We start from the raw sequence: 18,469 nt of genomic DNA, 5'->3' as shown, positions 1-18,469 counted from the left end.
GGCCCTACATCGGCGGCGCGGCGCGCCGCAGCATGAAATGGGTGGGTATGAAGGCGAGCAGTGGCAGGCCGATCATCAGGCCGGCCAGCCACACCAGCGGCGGCACGAAGCCTTGCGCCGCCCTGTCGCTGGTGCCGAAGACGTAGTTGATGTTGACCGGGGTCATGCCCGGGTCCGGCCGCGGTCCCGGCATCACAAAGTAGCAGATCAGCAGCAGCGCCCATGCCAGCACGCCCCAGGCGATCAGCGCGCGCTGGTCATAGCCGAGCCGCCAGACCAGGAACAGCAGCAGGAACGGCAGCCAGCCGTGGAAGCCCGACAGGAACCGCAGGAACAGCGACAGGTTCTGGTCGAACATGTAGTCGGTCATTCCGGTGAGCGAGCAGCCGGCGACATGGGCGAGAAAGTCGATCACCCAAAATGTTTGCGGCACAAGGAGTCCGACGGCGCACATCGAAATCAACAGTGCGCTCTCGGTCCAGACCCCGATCAAGGTGAGGATCAGGCAGACATCGCAGAAATACAGAAAGTTGGTCGGCCCGTAGCAGTAGGTGTACACCGGCACCAGGACAGCCATGAAGGCGCTGAAGCCGATCTTGACGGAGAGCGGAATGCGGGCGGACGGCTGCTCGACGGCGATCACGGACATTGCGGTGGGACTTTCCATTGCACAATCCGCCAGCCCTAGCGCCGGATCGGTAAACAGACCCGTATTCCGCAACCTTGAATTGATCGGCGTCCGGGAATTCGGTTAACGCCAACTCAGCGGCGCCGGTACAGTTTTAGCCGCCCGCGCGCGCGATGATCGTACTAGCATGTCTGTTCCGAAGCCGCGGAGGACGACATGAACGCCTTCGAAGTTTTCGCGATCTACCTGGCGCCCTTTGTAATCATCGCGATCGCAATCCGCCTGCTGATGCAGCGCCATGCCGTCGACCTGCCGGACGTGCAGAAACAAGCGGGCTCCGCGCCGAAGCGACGATTTCTGCTCGGCGCCTGGCGGTCGGATTAGGTCAGGTCGCAGACAAGCTCGGATGCGCCGCCGCCCAGCGAAAATTCTCAATCACTGATTTGCCCGACGGCGCAAGCGACGACCAAGCGAGTGTATGGTTTGTCTGTCTCACCCGATCGAGGGACGAATCGCGATCGTCACGAACGGTCGAGATGCGGACACCTATTCGGTGTCGTCCCTGCCTAGTGCGCAATTGCGCACGGGAGCAGGGACCCATAACCACAGGCCGTCATTGTTGAGCGGCGCCCGAACGACGAGTCCCATTCACAATATCCGCTGCGGAGTATGGGTCCCCTGGCTTTCGCAAGGACGACATTGGTGATGGCGGAACGATCCCGTCCCCAACTCATGCGAACACGACATTTTGTCATGAGAGCCGCAGTTGCATTTTTTGCATTGCATCATATGATGACAATAATTCAATCAAATCCCCGGCATTGAAGGGACTCCTGCCATGGCAACCAGCACCGATCCCGTCGTCATCCTCTCCGCCGCCCGCACCCCGCTCGGCCGCTTCATGGGCGAACTCGCGCCGCTGCCGGCGCACAAGCTCGGCTCGCATGTGATCGGGGCTGCGCTCGAACGCGCAAAACTTGCGCCCGAGCGCATCGACGAGGTGTTCATGGGCAACGTGCTGCCCGCCGGCCAAGGCCAGGCCCCTGCTCGCCAGGCCGCGCGCGGCGCCGGACTGCCGGATGCCACCGGCGCCACCACCGTCAACAAGGTCTGCGGTTCCGGCATGAAGGCGACCATGCTGGCCCACGACATCATCAAGGCCGGCTCGGCCGAGATCGTGCTGTCCGGCGGCATGGAGAGCATGAGCAATGCGCCGTATCTGTTGCAGAAGGCGCGCGGCGGGTATCGCGCCGGCCACGACCGCATCATCGATCACATGATGATGGACGGGCTCGAGGACGCCTATGAGACCGGCCGCTCGATGGGCGATTTCGGCGAGGCGACCGCGGAGGCCTATCAGTTCACCCGCGCCGACCAGGACGCGTTCGCGATGGAGACGCTGAGCCGTGCCCGCAAGGCGGTCGAGGGCGGCGCCTTCAAGGCCGAGATCGCGCCGATCACGCTCGCCGAGAAGGCCGGCCCGCGCATCGTTGCCAATGACGAGCACCCGCTGAAGGTCGATCCGGCAAAAATCCCCGGCCTGAAGCCGGCGTTCCGCGCGGGCGGCACCATCACGCCTGCCGCCTCCTCCGCCAATGCCGACGGCGCCGCAGCGCTGATCCTCAGCCGCCGCTCGCTCGCCGATCGCGATGGACTGCCTGTGCTGGCCGAGATCAAGGGCCACGCCACCCACAGCCAGGAGCCACAGTGGTTCACGACAGCGCCGATCCCGGCGATCAGAAAACTGCTCGACAAGGTCGGCTGGAGCGTCGGCGATGTCGACCTGTTCGAGATCAACGAGGCGTTTGCGGTGGTCGCGATGGCGGCGCAGCGCGATCTCGGCATTCCCAGGGACAGGCTGAACATCAACGGCGGCGCCTGCGCGCTCGGCCATCCGATCGGCGCCACCGGCGCGCGGCTGATCGTGACGCTGCTGCACGCGCTGGAGGCGCAGAACCTGAAGCGCGGCGTTGCCGCGCTGTGCATCGGCGGCGGCGAAGCCACCGCGATCGCCGTCGAGCGGGTCGCGCACTGATCCGGTATACCGTCATTGCGAGCGAAGCGAAGCAATCCATCTCTTTTCACAAACCGAACGATGGATTGCTTCGTCGCTTCGCTCCTCGCAATGACAGTTAGTTATGAAAGGCGTCCGTGAGGCAGTACGACGGCCTGGCGCCTAAGTCCGAAAACGAGGGAACTATGGCATTTTAGCCATGGCTCCTCTGTGCCATATTGCGCATCACGCAAAGCTTTCACCGCAATCGATCCGGAACACAATGATCTCGAACTGGCTTGCTTCCGCCCTCGCCCGCCGCAACATCCACTACGGCTGGGTGATGGTGGCCGTGACTTTCCTTGCCGCCCTGATCTCCGCCGGCACCGTCGGCGCGCCCGGCGTGTTCATCGTGCCCCTGCAGAAGGAGTTCGGCTGGTCCACCGCCGAGATTTCCTCCGCGCTGTCGATCCGCTTCATCCTGTTCGGGCTGATGGCGCCGTTCGCCGCCGCGCTGATGAACCGCTACGGCCTGCGCAACGTGACGCTGGCGGCGCAGTTGATCGTGGTCTCCGGTCTATTGGCCTCGCTCGCCATGACCCAGGTCTGGCAGCTCATCCTGCTGTGGGGTGTCGTGATCGGAATTGGCACCGGGATGACGGCGCTGGTGCTCGGCGCGACCATCGCTGCGCGCTGGTTCGTGGCGCGGCGCGGCCTCGTGGTCGGGATCCTCACCGCAAGCGTCGCGACGGGACAGCTCGCCTTCCTGCCCCTCCTCGCGACACTGACCGAGCGCTACGGCTGGCGCGTCGCCCTTGGGCTGGTCTGCGTCATGCTCGGCGTCGCCGCCTTCGCCGTGCTGATGGTGGTGCGCGACCGGCCGAGCGACGTCGGCCTGCGTCCGTTCGGCGACGAGGGCACCGCGCCGCTTCCCGCGCCGCCGCCGGCCAATGCGCCGATCGTGGCCGCCGCGCTCGGCACGCTGCGCGATTCCGCGAAATCCTCGGTGTTCTGGATCCTGTTCGCGACCTTCTTCGTCTGCGGCGCTTCCACGAACGGCCTGGTCCAGGTTCACCTGATCCCGATGTGCCTCGACTACGGTATCCCGCAGGTGCAGGCGGCAAGCCTGCTCGCCGCGATGGGGATCTTCGATTTCTTCGGCACCATCGTCTCGGGCTGGCTGTCGGACCGCTACGACAACCGCTATCTGCTGTTCTGGTATTACGGCCTGCGCGGCCTGTCGCTGCTGTTCCTGCCGTTCTCCGACTTCACGTTCTACGGGCTGTCGCTGTTCGCGATGTTCTATGGCCTCGACTGGATCGCGACGGTGCCGCCGACCGTGCGCCTCACCGCGCAGCGCTTCGGCGCCGAGCGTGCCAACCTGGTGTTCGGCTGGATCTTCGCCGGCCATCAGCTCGGCGCTGGCGCCGCCGCGTTCGGCGCCGGACTGTCGCGCACGATCTATCAGAGCTACCTGCCGGCGTTCTTCATTGCCGGCGCGCTGTGCATCTTTGCCGCGCTGATCGCTCTGGCGATCGCGCGGCCGCAGCCGAAATCGGTGGCGGAGCCGAAGCCGGTCGCGGCCTGAGGCCGCTTCCCGCGCGACGTGCGCCGGTCAGTACGACAGAATGGTGCGCATCCCGAACACCACGCTGTCCTTGATCCGATGCGTTTGCGTCGGATCGTTGGGATCGACGGCGCCGCCGCCGGGATGGGCGATGTATTGAAACATCGGCTGCATGGTGAAATTCGGGTTCACCACGTGCTGGTAGGTGATCTCGAGAATCGCCTCGTAGTCGCGGATCGGATACGGCGTGCCCGTGAAGATCTGGGTGTCGCGGTCGAGCGCACGCGCGGCGTCCGAAATCCTGGCATAGATCGCGGCGATGCCGAACCGATCGTCCGGATATGTCTCGCTGAAGCCGGTGAACAGGAAGCCGCCGTCGACATAGGTGCTGATCAGATTGCGGTCCGATGGGCTGACCGAGGCGCGCATGAAGAACGCCACGCCCTTGTCAGCGTCCGGCCTGGCGCGCGCAAGCAGCTGCTCGTAGACCATGAAGATGCCGTTGTCCCGCCGCAGCCATCGCGTGTCGCCGGAGCTGTCGGGATCAGCGAGCGACAGCCCGTCGGCCGAGAAGCGCTGGTCAGCAAACGAGCCCACGTGATACCAGGCGCCGCCGGTGATGGTCGCCGGCAGCCTGCTCTCGCCGATCTCGAACTTGTATTTGAGCTGGCCGATCCACCATGGCGGATCGTTGACCCGGAAATTCAGCCCGTGGGCGTTCAATATCTGCGGATCGTCCGTCCCCTGCGGCGGCGAAGCCGAGCCGTCGAACAGTGCCAGATAGGCGGTGATGCGATCGGACAGATTGGCCTTGAACCGGATGCCGGGCACGGCAAGTGGCGGCGACGGTCCGCCGGCCGGCAGAATGGTGCCGACAATGCCGGGCCAGCCGAGCGCCGAATTGATGAAGATGTCGTCGTACTGGCTGTCGATGAACTCGACGTCCGAGCCCTGCTGGCCGACGCGCACCGAGAGTTTGCCGCCGAGCAGCTTCTGCTCGATCCAGAATTCATAGAGCCGCATCGCCGGCAGCGACTCGACGCCGGACACCAGGAACAGGTTGCCGACATAGCTCCGCGACAGCCCGTCGCCGTGGATCTGGTACATGTTGGCGTGGAAGGTCGCGCCGGTCCAGCCCATCGCCTTCTCGAGGTCGATGGTGGTGCCGAGATCGAGACGGCCGGTATAGGCCGCGCCGTTGCTGACGCCGCCGGAGACGTTGGAAAACCCCTCACCGATATAGGTCAGGCTGAACTGGTAGCCGGCTTCCTCGAGCGCAGCCCGCGTATCCGCAATCCGGTCGGCGAAGGGCTGGTCCTCCGCATGCGCCGGCGCGCCGAGTGCGAGGCCCGCGGCCACCAACATCGCGGGGGAGAGAACTCTGTACATGGGAAATGCCGCGGTGCGATCGCGCTATTTGACGATGCCGAGCCGCCGCATCAGCAGATAGGCCAGCAGCGCCGACCCGGCCAACAGGCCTGCGGCCACCAGAAATCCGCTGTCGACGTCGGTCAGCGGCAATCCCTTGGTGTTCATGCCGAAGATGCCTGTGACGAGCGTCGGCGGCAGCAGCATCATGGTGACGACGGACAAGGCGTGGAGGTGCTTGTTGCTCTCCTCCTCGAGCTTGAAGCGCAGCTCTTCCTCGAGCAGGCGGCTGCGCTCGTGCAGTTCGACGATGTCGTGGTCGAGGCCGTCGAGCCGCTGCGCGAGCTTGCCGGCCTGCAGCCGCAGCGCCGGGCTGAGATTGTCGGTGTTCTTCTGCTCGAGCCGGTGAAACAGCACGCGCAGGCCGGCGAGCTGGCGATGCAGTCGCACACAGGTGCGGCGCATCCGGCTCAGATTCTTGCGCAGCTCCGATCCGGTATCCTCGGCGAGCACCCGCTCCTCGATCGCATCGATATCGGTGCCGATCTTGTCCGCCATGCGGTCCATGGTATCGGCGATCTCGTCGACGATCTTCTCCAGCAGCGCCGCGACGCTGCCGACGCGATGGCCACCTTCGAGCACGCGGCGCGTCGCATCAGCGGAGCACAGCGCCTGATGGCGGCCGCTGACCAGGAGGCGTTCGGTCATCGCAAAGCGGAGAAAGCCGGTCTCCCGGGTCGCGGCGTCGATATCCCGCACCAGATCGGAAAACACGCCGTAGACGCAATTGTCGACGACGTGGATCTGCTGGAAATTGTCATTCGACAGCAAGAGGTCCCGCGCGAGCTGCGGGATGTGCATGTTGGCGAGCCATGCCCGGGTGCGGACGTCGGTCAGGTTGAAGTGCAGCCACAGCCTTCCGTCATGGCTCGGCTCGATCGGCGCATCGATCGGAAGCGCCTCGGCACGGCCGTCGTGATGCAGGCGGAACGCCCAGACCAGACCGGGGACCGCCTCACGGGTCAGCAGCGACCCGACCGGAGCGGGAGGTGGATCAGCCAGCATGGCCGCCCTCCAAGGCAATCGACAACGCAACCGCGCGAAATGACATGTTCAAAGCCTCGCCCACGCGCAACGCTGAGCAAGCGCGTCCCTTCGACGGAACATAGGAGGACGCGCCTGTTACAGTGTTATGTCAGCGACCGCCCTACTCCGCCGCAAGACCGGTCGGCGCCGCCGCCTCCGCGGCCTCCTTGTTGTAGTCATGCACGACGCGGCCGAACGGCAGCGTCAGATCGGCGAGGAAGTGGTGCGCGCCGACGACACGCTTGACCGGGAAATCGGCGACCGGTGCATTGACATGCGGCACCAAATGCAGCCGGCCCGGTCCGATCCAGGAGCCCTTGACGACGATGTCGGTCAGGTTGATCGCGACCAGCTGGCAGACCTCGAGATGCCCGTCGACGCCGGGGATCATCTTCAGATTAACTTGCGTCTTCGACAGCGTGGCGCGGGTGACGTCGCCATTGCCCGCCATGCTCTCGTGCTTGTAGCCCATCGTGCCCATCGCAACGAGCTGGCCGGCATATTCCAGCGTGCCGGTCAGCGTGTCCTTGACGATCTCGAGCTTGGGATGAGCGTACTTCTTCGGAAAGCCCCAGATCTCACGGCCGGCCGCGATCGGCGGATCATCGTCGAGATACATCTGGCAGACGAAGTTGACCTCTTCGCCATGCAGGCGCGCGGGGATCACGAGGCCGGACTCGGTGTAGCTGCCGAAGCCGGAGCTGTCGGGCATCTTGATCCATTCGTAATGCACGAACGCCTGCTCGATCGGCTCCAGCGGCTCGGGCAGGCCGGCGCGGATCAACTCCGGATCGGTCTCATAGGTGATGACGAGGAATTCGCGATCGATGAAGCGATACGGACCGGCGGGATAGCTCGGGCCGGCGGCCGGCATCGACGGACGCTTGAGCAGATCTTCCCTGCGCATCGCAATAACCCCCTGTTTGAAAAATTTTCCCGGAAGCTAACGGCCGAGATTGACAGCGATGTGAGGAATTTCCGTCAGGCGCATGACCGCGGTTGCGCGTCGCGACCCGCGTCGCGTTGCCGAGGCCAATGCTAACCATGCAGGCAGGCATGCCGGATGCGCCGAGTGTGGGCGCCGCAATTGTCATCACGGCGTCATCGGCGCGCTGAATTCTCGCCGCGAATTTCTGGAGTGTCTGATATGGACGCGCGAACCCCGCATTTCGACGACATCGATCACGCGACGCCGGGCTGGCGTCCGGAAGGCTGCGATCGCGTGGCCCTGGTCCTGCAGGGCGGCGGCGCACTCGGCGCCTATCAGGCTGGCGTCTATCAGGCGCTGCATGAATCCAACATCGAGCCCGACTGGGTGTGCGGCGTCTCGATCGGCGCGATCAACTCGGCGATCATCGCCGGCAATCCGCCCGAAAAGCGGCTGGAGCGGCTGCACACATTCTGGGATCGCATCACCAGCCGCAAGATCTGGCACTACACTCCGGACGGCGACGTCTTCCGCAAGGCGCGCAATTTCACCAGCTCATGGCTGACGACCACGCTCGGACAACCCGGCTTCTTCACCCCGCACCAGGCCAATCCGTGGTTCAGCGCGGCCGGCGCGCGCACCGCCACCAGCTACTACGACACCACGCCGCTGCGCGAGTCCTTGCTCGAGCTGGTTGATTTCGACCGCATCAATTCCAAGAAGATACGCTTCGCGGTCGGCGCAGTGAACGTGCTGTCCGGCAACTTCATCTATTTCGACAATGCCCATGACGAGATCATTCCCGAGCACATCATGGCGAGCGGCGCGCTGCCGCCGGCGCTGCCGATGGTGAAGGTCGGCACCGACCATTTCTGGGACGGCGGCATCGTGTCCAACACGCCGCTGCAGCATCTGCTCGACCAGGAAGACAACATGAACTCGCTGGTGTTCCAGGTCGACCTGTTCTCGGCGCGCGGCGCGCTGCCGCGCGACATCCAGGACGTGATGGCCCGGCACAAGGACATCATGTATTCGTCGCGTACCCGCTACAACACCGACGTCTATCGCAAGACCTACAATCTGCGCACCGCCCTGCACAATGCGCTGGGGAAGATCCCCGACGATCAGCTGTCGGACGAGGAGCGCCAGCTCAAGAAGGCAAACGCCCGGCTGCCGGGCATCACGCTGTTGCAGCTGATCTATCAGCAAAAGGCCTATGAGGGCGACGCCAAGGACCACGAATTCTCCGGCACCTCTATGCGCGAGCACTGGGTGAGCGGGCACGAGGACACCAAGCGCTCGCTGAAGCGGCGCGAATGGATCAAGATGCCCGAGAACGGCATGGGCATCGTGATCCACGACGTGCATCGGGAGGCGGAGTAAATAAGGCCGTCATTGCCGGGCTTGACCCGGCAATCCATCCCGCTTCGGATGACTCATTCGATGGATGCGCGGGTCAAGCCCGCGCATGACGCGTTGAGTCTGAGGGCCCTTACGGCCGCGTCGACATGTTGCTCGGCGGACCAGCCTTGCGGATCGGTTCGGCGAGGCGCGCGAACTCGCAGAGCAGCGAGCGCGTCTTGCGCGGGTCGATCACCTCCTCGACCCAGAACTTCTCGGCCGAGCGGAACGGCGAGCGCAGCTTGTTGAGGCGATCCTCGATCTCGCGCAGCTTGGCGGCGGGATCGGCGGCCGCATCGATCTCGGCGCGATAGGCCGCCTCGATACCGCCTTCGAGCGGCAGCGAGCCCCAATAGGCCGACGGCCACGCATAGCGCATCGAGAAGCGGTTGGCCGGCTGATGCACCACGCCGGCGACGCCGAAGGCGTTGCGGATGATGATGGTGCACCACGGCACCGTGCTCTGGTTGACCGCCGCCATCGCCCGCACGCCGTGGCGGATGGTCGCCGTCTTCTCCGCCTCGAGCCCGATCATGAAGCCCGGGCAGTCCATCAGATAGACCACCGGCAGATGGAAGGTCTCGGCGAAGTCGACCCAGCGCACCACCTTCTGGCAGGCGTCAGCGGTCCACGAGCCGCCATAGTGGAACGGATCGCTGGCGAGCAGCAGCACCGCCCTGCCCTCGATCCGCGCCAATCCGGTGATGATCGGGCGGCCGAAATTGGTGCCGACCTCGAAGAACGAGCCCTTGTCGACGACGGCATCGATGATCGGCCGCATCTTGTAGACCTGCCGGCGGTTGCGCGGCACGGCGGTGAGCAGCGATTCCTCTGCACGTTCCGGATCGTCGGTGCAGGGAATGGTCGGCGGCAGGTCGTAGACCGACGACGGCAGATAGGACAGGAAACGCCGCGCATAGTCGAACGCCTCCTCTTCGGTCTCGACGGCCTGGTCGATCGCGCCGGCGCGGGTCTGGATGTCGGCGCCGCCGAGCTCTTGCTTGGTCAGATCCTGACCGAGGCGCTTCACCACCGGCGGGCCGGCGACGAACATCGCGGAGCTCTTGGTCATGACCGAGTAGTGGGTGGCGGCAAGCCGCGCGGCACCGAGGCCCGCGACCGAGCCGAGCCCGAGACCGACCACCGGCACGCGGGCCAAATTGGCGGTCGTGTACCAGTACCAGCGCGTACCGCCGACGCCGCCGGGCAGATTGGCCGCGCCCCTGGTCTCGATCGTCTTCACCGAGCCGCCGCCGCCGGAGCCCTCGATCACGCGAACGATCGGCAGGCGGAAGTCGTGCGCCATCTCCTCCGCCATCAACGGCTTGGCGGAAATCGATGCATCCGCCGAGCCGCCGCGCACGGTGAAGTCGTCGCCGACCACGACGACGGTGCGGCCGTCGACCCTGGCGCGGCCGAACACGCAGTTCGCCGGCGTCAGGTGCTTGAGTTCGTTGCTCTCGTCATATTCGGCAATGCCGGAGATGGCACCGACCTCATGGAAACTGTTCTGGTCGACGAGCTTGTCGATACGCTCACGAACCGTGAGCCGGCCCTGGTCGCGTTGCCGCTTGACCTTGTCAACGCCTCCCATCTCCCGCGCGAACGCTTCGCGGCGGGCGAGGTCGTCGAGTTCCGGCTTCCAGTTCATTCACTGCTCCCGTCTTGAGGATTTTGTTGTTGTTATGGGCGGTCACCGGAAGCGACTTGCGCTCGATCCGATTGCTGAAGATGTCGCCGTCGGCGCCTTCGAGCAGGCTGCCGAGCGCGGCCGCGAGCTCGACCATTTGCGGCGCGACCTCGCGATGCAGCCGCGCCTCGTCATACATCGCCGAGAGCAGGCCGATCGTGGTGACCACATAGGTCTGATACTGCGGCGACCACAGCGGCACCGCGACGCCGTTGATGTGCGGGCTCCACAGTCCGCAGGCGACGACGTAGCCGTGCTCCTGCAAATGCCGGCGGTTGGCCTCGATGCGCGGCGTCAGCATCTTGGCGCTGTCGGGCAACTCGCCTTCCATCTCGGCGATCAGCGCGTCGCCGACCGCGGGATCGAGCGCGGCCGTGTAGGCGTGGCCGGCCGCGGTGGTCGCCATCGAAATCCGGCTGCCGGTGGCCTCATGCAGGCCGAGCGCGTTCGCCGCGCGGGCGAACTCCAGATAGACCAGGTGAAAGCGGTCGGGGATGACGAAGCCCACCGTGCCGGGCAACTGATCGGCGACATCCTGCAGGCGCAGCCGGATCAGATTGCGCAGCTGCAGCCCCTTCATCATCGTGGTGCTCATCGCGACCGCGCTCGGGCCGATGCGATATTTCTGGTCGCGCGGCAGATAGACCAGCTGACCCATCCGCGTCAGCGTGTGCGTCAGCCGTGACACCGTCGAACGCGGCAGGCCGCAGCGGTTCGAGATCTCGAGATTGCCGAGCCGGGCCTCGTGTCCCTCGAAGCACCGCAACACATCGAAGGCGCGCGACACCACCTGGATGACATCGCCATCGCCTGTCTCGCTGGCGAGCATTCCCTGCCTGCTAAGCCGTTCCGAGCGCCTTCCCATCTGTTTGGCTCCATTCCGTCCTGCGGAATAAAATTCCACTTGCAGAAGAAGCTACCTCAGGCAATCTGCCGCCACAAACAAAAAGCCGTTCGCCGGATGAAATTTCCGCAAGACGGTATCGGAGAGTGGAATGCCAGAGATCAAGGTTGTGACCGAAGTTGCCGGGCGCGTTTGCGCGCTTCCTGTCGAGACCGGCAGCAGCATCGGCAATGGCGACGAGATTGCGTTCGTCGAAGCGATGAAGATGGAAATACCGGTCACGTCGACGACAGCAGGCAAAATCAAGTCGATTCTGGTCAAGATCGACGATGTCATCGCCGAAGGCCAGGCGGTCGCGATCGTCGAGACCTGAGATCCCACCCCTGCCATCCGGCCGCGACAATCTGTCCGGTGATGCAGCGGCCGAAATCGCCGGCTTGCGCCGGAGGTAGCGTTGCCATCGCCGGATCACGATGCAATCATTCCGCCCGGAAAAGTTTCGCACAGCGAAACAAAGGGAGGAATTATGATCCATCGGCTGATGGCGCTCGCGCCTGCCGCTCTTGCCGGCATTTCGATCTTCGCTGCCCTGCCCGCCTCGGCCGACGACATCAAGCTGCCGCCGACCATGGCGGTGACCGCCTACGACACCGGCACCGCCGGCTTCAACATCGCGGTCGGCGTCGGCAAGATGATGAAGGACAAATACGGCACCGACGTCCGCGTGCTGCCGGCCGGCAACGACGTCGCGCGGCTCGCGCCGCTGCGCGCCAAGCGCGCGGTCTCCTCGGCGATGGGATCGGGGACCTATTTCGCGCAGGAAGGCGTGTTCGAGTTCGGCGCCAAGGAGTGGGGCCCGCAGCCGCTGCAGCTCATGCTGTCGTCGGTCGACTGCAATTGCGGCGCGCTCGGCGTGGCAGCCGATGCCGGCGTCAAGGAAATGAAAGACCTTCGCGGCAAGCGCGTCGGCTTCGTGGTCGGCTCGCCGGCGCTGAACCAGAACTCGCTCGCGATGCTCGCGTTCGGCGGCCTCACCCAGAAGGACGTCAAGATCGTCGAGTTCGCAAGCTATGGGGCGATGTGGAAAGGCCTGATCAACAACGACACCGATGCCGCCTTCGGCACCACGATCACCGGCCCCGCCAAGGAAGCCGAGACCTCGCCGCGCGGCCTGATGTGGCCGCCGCTGCCCGCCGACGACAAGGAAGGCTGGGCACGGGTGAAAAAGGTCGGCTCGTTCTTCTTCCCGCAAACCGCAACCTGCGGCGCCGGCATCTCGCCGGACAAGCCGATCCAGCTCGGCAATTACCCCTACCCGATCTTCGTCGCCTATGCGGCGCAGCCGGTCGACCAGATCTACGCGATCACCAAGGCGATGATCGTCAACTACGACGCCTACAAGGATTCGGCGCCCGGCGCCGCCGGGCTCGGCGCCGACCGGCAGACCAAGAACTGGGTCGTCCCCGTGCATCCCGGCGCGGTGAAGGCGCTCAAGGAAACCGGCCACTGGAGCGACGAGCAGGACGCGCACAACAACACGCTTTACAAGCGCCAGGAGGTGCTGGCCGCCGCCTGGACGGATTACGGCAAGTCGAGCCCGCCGTCGGACGACAAGGCCTTCCTCGATGGCTGGATGAAGGCGCGCGCTGCCGCGCTTGCGAAAGCCAATATGCCCAATGGCTTTGAGTGAGACCCGCCAACGCGCGATGAGATCGGGTTAGTCGTCATCGCGCTTGCGCCCGTTCGAGCATGGTGCTTCCGGAAAACCGCTTCGCACTTTTCCGGATCATGCTCTAGGCTACGGGCAAAACGGACAACATTGGGGGATGCAATGCCCGAGAACGCCGCGGCTGCGCCTGCGAAAAGAATCGAGTTTGAAGATCCGCATGCCGGTCTCGACAATCTGCAGGAGGCCGAGGTCACGCGCGTGCGCACCCTGCGCGGGGTGTGGCGCTGGGCGCTGGTGGTCGCAACCGCCGCAACCATCCTGCTCTGCATCAACCAGCAATTCTCGCTGCGCTTCTTCATCGACTACACCCAGCTCAACACCGAATATTTCTATCTCTTGATCGCGCTGATGCTGCCCTTCACGTTCCTGATCTTCCCCGGATCGGAGCGCGCGCCGCTGAACCGCATTCCCTGGTATGACCTCGCGCTCGCCGTCGCGACCTTCGCCGCCTCGATCTGGCTGATGCTGAACGTGCGCAAGGCGGCGCAATATGGCTGGGAGTCCGACGGCGCCCCGAGGAACGTCGTCATCGCCGGCCTCGTGATGTGGGTGATGCTGATGGAGGCGCTGCGCCGGACCGGCGGCTGGAGCCTCCTGCTCAGCGTGCTGCCCTTCACCGTCTATCCGCTGTTCGCCGAGGCCAGCTGGCTCGGGCCGTTCCGCGGCTCGCAGCTGACGCTCGACCAGACCACCGCCTATCACGTGTTGTCCGGCGAGAGCCTGCTCGGCATTCCGATCCAGGCCTTCGCCGATACCGTGATCGGCTTCCTGGTGTTCGGCACCGCGCTGATGATGACCGGCGCCGGAAAATTCTTCATCAACCTCGCCTTCGCGCTGTGCGGCACGTTCCGCGGCGGTGCCGCCAAGGTCTGCATCTTCGCGTCCGGCCTGCTCGGCATGATGTCGGGCTCGATCGTTTCCAACGTGCTGACCGCCGGCACCATGACGATCCCGGTCATGAAGAAGAGCGGCTTCCGCGCCTCCTATGCCGGCGCGATCGAGGCCTGCGCCTCCACCGGCGCCGTGCTGGCGCCGCCGGTGATGGGCGCCACCGCGTTCGTGATCGCGCAGTTCCTCAATATCAGCTACGCGGAGGTCGCGGTGGCCGCGATCATTCCTGCGGCGCTCTACTATGTCGGCCTGTTCATGCAGGTCGACTCCTACGCCGCACGCCACGGGCTGAAGGGCATTCCGCGCGCCGAGCTGCCGCGCGTGATGGATACGATCAAGAACGGCTGGTATTACGTCTTCGTCATTGCGCTCCTGATCGTGATGCTGCTGTATTTCAAGCGCGAAAGCCACGCGCCGTTCTACGCCACCGCGCTGCTGCTGGTGCTGAACCAGATCTTCTCCAAGGAGAGCCGCTGGACGCTCGGGACGATCGGAAAATTCCTCGAGGTCAATGGCCGCACCTTCGTCGAGCTGGTCGGCATCCTCGCCGGTTGCGGTCTGCTGATCGGGGCGTTCTCGATGACCGGCGTGGTCTCGAGCCTGGCCAACGATCTTTTGACGCTTGCGGGCGACAACGCGTTCCTGCTGCTCGTGATGTGCGCCTTCACCAGCCTGATCCTCGGCCTCGGGCTGACCACCACCGCCTGCTACATCTTCCTCGCCATCCTGGTCGCGCCCGCGCTGGAGAAGCTCGGGCTGAACCGGATGGCGGTGCACATGTTCATCTTCTATTGGGGCATGCTGTCGTCGATCACCCCGCCGGTGGCGATCGCCTCCTTCGCTGCGGCCGGCATCGCCGGCTCGCCCGCGATGAAGACCGGATGGGAATCGATGTGGGTCGGCAGCATCATCTATTTCATCCCGTTCTTCTTCGTGCTGAACCCGGCGCTGGTGATGCAGGGACCGAGCCCCTATCTCGCCGGCCTCGGCCTGATGGCGCTCGCGGCCTGCGGCACGCTGTTCATCTGCGGCGGCATCCAGGGCTACCAGGCCTTCGTCGGCGACCTCCGCGGCGCCGGTGCCCTGGAATGGCCGCTCCGGGTGCTGCTGGTGATCGGCGGCTTCGTGCTCGCGACGCCAGGCGGCGGCATCAACCCGCTGTCGCAACTGCAGGTGTCGCTGCTGGGGCTCGCGATCCTCGCCCCGACGGTGTTGATCGCCTTGCTGCTGGTCCGCCGTCAGGCGCTGGTTCCGAACCAGTTGCGCGCGCCTTGATTGCGTTGCACAACAGGAGGCGATGAAACGATCGCCTCCTCCCGTCACCGCCACCACCACGGCTTGGTCCAGCTCGAAGCCGCCGCTGCTGCGGTTTCTGCACACTTGTTACGCAGACTTCCTGCCGGAGGCCGCGGGCGCGGTTGCCGACTACATCCCCGAGCTCGGCAAGGCCGACCCTGCCCATTTCGGCATCAGCCTGGCGACGCTCGACGGCCACGTCTACGAGGTCGGCGACACCAGGGTGCCGTTCACCATCCAGTCGATGTCGAAGCCGTTCGTGTTCGCGCTGGCGCTGGACACGCTGGGCGCCGAACGGGTGGAAAGCGTGATCGGCGTCGAGCCGTCCGGCGACCCCTTCAACTCGATCCGGCTCAATGCCGAGAACCATCCGTTCAATGCGATGGTCAATGCCGGCGCGATCGCCTGCTCCGGCCTGCTCCACGCCGACAAGGGCGACGGCGCGTTCGACTACATCCGCCAGGCGCTCGGCCGCTTCGCCGGACGTGAGCTCGATATCGACGAGGCGGTCTATGCCTCCGAGAGCGCCACCGGCGACCGCAACCGGGCGATCGGTTATCTGCTGCGCACCAACAGCGTGATCACCGAGAACGTGCCTGCGGTGCTCGACGTCTATTTCCGGCAATGCTCCATCCTGGTCACCGCACGCGACACCGCCGTGATGGCGGCGACGCTCGCCAATCGCGGCATCAACCCGCTGACAGAGGAGCAGGTGGTGACGCCCTACGCCATCGCGCGCACGCTATCGGTGATGACCTCGTCGGGCATGTACGACTATGCCGGCGAATGGATCTACCGCGTCGGCATTCCCGCCAAGAGCGGCGTCGGCGGCGGCATTCTGGCGGCACTGCCGGCGCGGCTGGGGCTCGGCAGCTATTCGCCAAAACTCGACAAGCACGGCAACAGCGTGCGCGGCATCAAGGTGTGCGAGACGCTGTCGGCGCATTACGACCTGCATATGCTCAACCGCAGCGACGACGCACGCCACAGCATCATCGCCGACTACAATATCGGCAAGAACCCGTCGCGGCGGGTGCGCCGGCCGCAGGAGCAGGAGATCCTGGCAAGGCACTTCCAGGAGGTCCGAGTGATCGAGCTGGTCGGCACCCTGTCGCTCTCCAATGTCGACTATGTCTCGCGCCGCCTCGCCGGCAGCCCGCGGCCCGAATTCGTGATCTTCGATCTGCGCCGCGTCACCGCGACGACCCGCGCCGGCGCAAGGCTGGTGGCCGAAGCTTTCCAGGAGCTCGCCGAGCTCGGCGTCACCGTGATCCTGTCCGGCATCAAGCGGACCTCGCGCGAATGGGCCACGATCAGCGAGTGGACCAGGCGGCTCGGCAATATCAGGGATTTCTATCTGCTCGACACCGCGATCGAGTGGGCCGAGGACCAGATCGTCTACCGCTATGGCGGCTCGATCGACTTCCTCGAGACCACGGAGCTTTCCGAGCAGCCGCTGCTCGCCGGATTGAGCGAAGCCGAGATCGCCGATCTCACCTCGATTTGCACGGTCCGGACCTACCAGCAGAATGAAAAGGTCATCGCCGCGGGCAGCGAGGCCACCTCGCTGTTCTTCCTCCGCAGCGGCGTGGTCCACGTCACCCTGCCGGACGGCATCCGGCTCGCGACGCTGACTGCCGGCATGGCGTTCGGCGAGATGGCGCTGCTGGAGCCGAAGCGGGTCGCGGACGTGGTCGCCGACATGTCGGCGACCACCTACGAAGTGACGATCGAGGATTTCGAGCGCTTCCGCGAGCGACATCCGCGCGCCGGCGAGCGGATCATGCGCAACCTCGCGCAGATCCTCGCCGAACGGCTGATCCTGGCGAATGCAAAGGTGGATCTGCTGACGTCGGGGTAGGTCTCTCTGTTCTCCCTCTCCCCGCCCTTCGCGGGGAGAGGGTCGGGGTGAGGGGCTGCATCCGCAAAATAACTTCGAGTTAGACTCGCGGAGATTCCCCCTCACCCGGACCGCATTCCGCTTCGCTGCATGCGCTCCGGCCTCTCCCCGCAGGCGGGGCGAGGCGAAGGACTCCGCGACGCGATCCGCTCAGCTCACTACTTCCGTCACCGGCTGCATGTCGATCTCGAAGGTCTCGAGAAATTTCGACGTCATGATGTAGAAGCCGACCGAGAGTTGCAGCTCGATCAGCGCGGCCGGCGTCAGCTTCACTGCGATCGTCCTGAAGGTCGCGTCGGTCGGCTTCTTGAGCTTGACGATCTCGTCGGTGAAGGCGAGCGCCGCGCGCTGCACATCGTTGAAGCAGGTCGCGGACCGCCAATCCTCGAGCGCGGCGTTCTGCTCGTCGGTGACGCCGACATTCTTGCCGATCCGCTTGTGCGCGACGATCTCGTAGGGCGCCTCGCAGAGAATGCCGGTGCGCGTGATCGCAAGCTCGCGGACGACGGGATCGAGCTCGCCCTTGTGGCGGATCGCGCCGCCGAGCCGGCAATACTGTTCAAAGTAGCTTGGCGAATGCGCCATCATGCGAAAGATATTGGCGTTGCGGTTCTTGTCGAGGATCTCGCGGGTCCGCGGGCTTGCCTTCGCGGGATCGGAGTAGTCGATACGGGCCATTTCCTAACCTTGATCTTGCCGTCGTTTCTGTCGGGTTCCGAAACACTAGAGCTTTTTCCGTTCCGATGAAATCGGAACGGGGCCCTAGATCCTTGTTTCGACGCGTTTTCTTCACGCGAACCGATATCCACTTCGCTCGAAAACGCTCTGTACGGGCTGCTGTCGCAGGAGCGACACGCGCGAGTCAAATTGCCGCCGCATTCCCAGACAACGCTGTCACAGTCGATATTCGCTGAGTGGGGACTCGTCAAAAGCGAATACTCGACGCGGGGTGTTCCGAGTAAAAAATCCGGCCGTCTTGCGCGCAATTTGCGCAACGATGAGTCACGCCCAAGTCTAGGGGAAACGCATGAAGGAAGCCACCAAGAGGGCGGCCTCGGAAGCGCTTGCGCAAATGCTGGCGGTGACGGCAATGCTCGTCATCGCCAGCGTGATCTTTTATTGGCACTGAGGCATGATCCCGAAAAGTG

15 protein-coding genes are annotated in these 18,469 nt (G+C 64.8%); 8 read left to right on the top strand and 7 right to left on the bottom strand.

Translation table 11 applies throughout. The features are described from left to right. Positions 1–4: 4 nt before the first annotated feature. The gene (locus tag ACVMB1_RS09440) at positions 5–667 is read right to left on the bottom strand and encodes a hypothetical protein (RefSeq protein ID WP_233475336.1); all 663 of its coding nucleotides are present in this window, start codon (positions 665–667) and stop codon (positions 5–7) included. Positions 668–844: 177 nt separating this feature from the next. On the opposite strand from ACVMB1_RS09440, the gene ACVMB1_RS09435 reads away from it, so the two are divergent. The 3 genes from ACVMB1_RS09435 to ACVMB1_RS09425 all read left to right on the top strand — a co-directional run bounded on the left by ACVMB1_RS09435 (position 845) and on the right by ACVMB1_RS09425 (position 4,209). Further along, complete coding sequence (locus ACVMB1_RS09435) at positions 845–1,012, top strand: hypothetical protein (protein ID WP_168855689.1); 168 nt, start codon at positions 845–847, stop codon at positions 1,010–1,012. Positions 1,013–1,466: 454 nt separating this feature from the next. Beyond that, complete coding sequence (locus ACVMB1_RS09430; protein ID WP_076826563.1) at positions 1,467–2,663, top strand: acetyl-CoA C-acyltransferase; 1,197 nt, start codon at positions 1,467–1,469, stop codon at positions 2,661–2,663. A gap of 241 nt (positions 2,664–2,904) precedes the next feature. Beyond that, positions 2,905–4,209 (top strand): MFS transporter, encoded by a 1,305-nt coding sequence (locus ACVMB1_RS09425; RefSeq protein ID WP_076826561.1) that lies wholly within the window; start codon positions 2,905–2,907, stop codon positions 4,207–4,209. A 27-nt stretch (positions 4,210–4,236) separates the two neighbouring features. Here ACVMB1_RS09425 and ACVMB1_RS09420 read toward each other — a convergent pair whose 3' ends face one another. From ACVMB1_RS09420 to ACVMB1_RS09410, 3 genes are all read right to left on the bottom strand, one after another. Beyond that, a complete protein-coding gene (locus tag ACVMB1_RS09420; protein WP_076826559.1) occupies positions 4,237–5,577 on the bottom strand; it encodes a carbohydrate porin in 1,341 nt (446 codons plus the stop codon). Positions 5,578–5,601: 24 nt separating this feature from the next. Further along, positions 5,602–6,621: a transporter gene (locus ACVMB1_RS09415; RefSeq protein WP_092085466.1), complete on the bottom strand. Its 1,020-nt coding sequence runs from the start codon at positions 6,619–6,621 to the stop codon at positions 5,602–5,604. Between the two features lie 142 nt (positions 6,622–6,763). Further along, the gene (locus tag ACVMB1_RS09410) at positions 6,764–7,549 is read right to left on the bottom strand and encodes an acetoacetate decarboxylase (RefSeq protein WP_076826556.1); all 786 of its coding nucleotides are present in this window, start codon (positions 7,547–7,549) and stop codon (positions 6,764–6,766) included. A 240-nt stretch (positions 7,550–7,789) separates the two neighbouring features. On the opposite strand from ACVMB1_RS09410, the gene ACVMB1_RS09405 reads away from it, so the two are divergent. Next, positions 7,790–8,953, top strand: a complete 1,164-nt coding sequence (locus tag ACVMB1_RS09405) for a patatin-like phospholipase family protein (protein WP_083714945.1) — start codon at positions 7,790–7,792, stop codon at positions 8,951–8,953. Between the two features lie 109 nt (positions 8,954–9,062). Here ACVMB1_RS09405 and ACVMB1_RS09400 read toward each other — a convergent pair whose 3' ends face one another. Both ACVMB1_RS09400 and ACVMB1_RS09395 read right to left on the bottom strand, forming a co-directional pair. Further along, positions 9,063–10,622 (bottom strand): acyl-CoA carboxylase subunit beta, encoded by a 1,560-nt coding sequence (locus ACVMB1_RS09400; RefSeq protein ID WP_076826554.1) that lies wholly within the window; start codon positions 10,620–10,622, stop codon positions 9,063–9,065. Next, positions 10,552–11,526: an IclR family transcriptional regulator gene (locus ACVMB1_RS09395; RefSeq protein WP_057019748.1), complete on the bottom strand. Its 975-nt coding sequence runs from the start codon at positions 11,524–11,526 to the stop codon at positions 10,552–10,554. The genes ACVMB1_RS09400 and ACVMB1_RS09395 overlap by 71 nt, the downstream gene beginning before the upstream one ends. A gap of 130 nt (positions 11,527–11,656) precedes the next feature. Between ACVMB1_RS09395 and ACVMB1_RS09390 the strand changes: the two genes are divergently transcribed. The 4 genes from ACVMB1_RS09390 to glsA all read left to right on the top strand — a co-directional run bounded on the left by ACVMB1_RS09390 (position 11,657) and on the right by glsA (position 17,282). Then, entirely contained in the window at positions 11,657–11,878 is a 222-nt protein-coding gene (locus ACVMB1_RS09390; protein WP_076826552.1) for an acetyl-CoA carboxylase biotin carboxyl carrier protein subunit, read from the top strand. A 153-nt stretch (positions 11,879–12,031) separates the two neighbouring features. Beyond that, a complete protein-coding gene (locus ACVMB1_RS09385; RefSeq protein ID WP_076826550.1) occupies positions 12,032–13,195 on the top strand; it encodes a TAXI family TRAP transporter solute-binding subunit in 1,164 nt (387 codons plus the stop codon). A gap of 141 nt (positions 13,196–13,336) precedes the next feature. Further along, positions 13,337–15,400: a TRAP transporter permease gene (locus ACVMB1_RS09380; RefSeq protein ID WP_076826548.1), complete on the top strand. Its 2,064-nt coding sequence runs from the start codon at positions 13,337–13,339 to the stop codon at positions 15,398–15,400. A 22-nt stretch (positions 15,401–15,422) separates the two neighbouring features. Next, the gene (gene glsA, locus ACVMB1_RS09375; RefSeq protein ID WP_076826546.1) at positions 15,423–17,282 is read left to right on the top strand and encodes a glutaminase A; all 1,860 of its coding nucleotides are present in this window, start codon (positions 15,423–15,425) and stop codon (positions 17,280–17,282) included. Between the two features lie 189 nt (positions 17,283–17,471). Here the strand turns inward: glsA and ACVMB1_RS09370 are convergent, their stop codons facing one another. After that, positions 17,472–17,999, bottom strand: coding sequence for a carboxymuconolactone decarboxylase family protein (locus ACVMB1_RS09370; RefSeq protein WP_456848509.1), 528 nt, complete (start codon positions 17,997–17,999; stop codon positions 17,472–17,474). Between the last annotated feature and the right edge of the window lie 470 nt (positions 18,000–18,469).

The sequence above is a fragment of the Bradyrhizobium sp. USDA 4504 genome, from assembly GCF_054063995.1.
The sequence above is the reverse complement of the archived record's forward strand: the minus strand, read 5'-3'. Positions and strand labels throughout refer to the sequence as shown.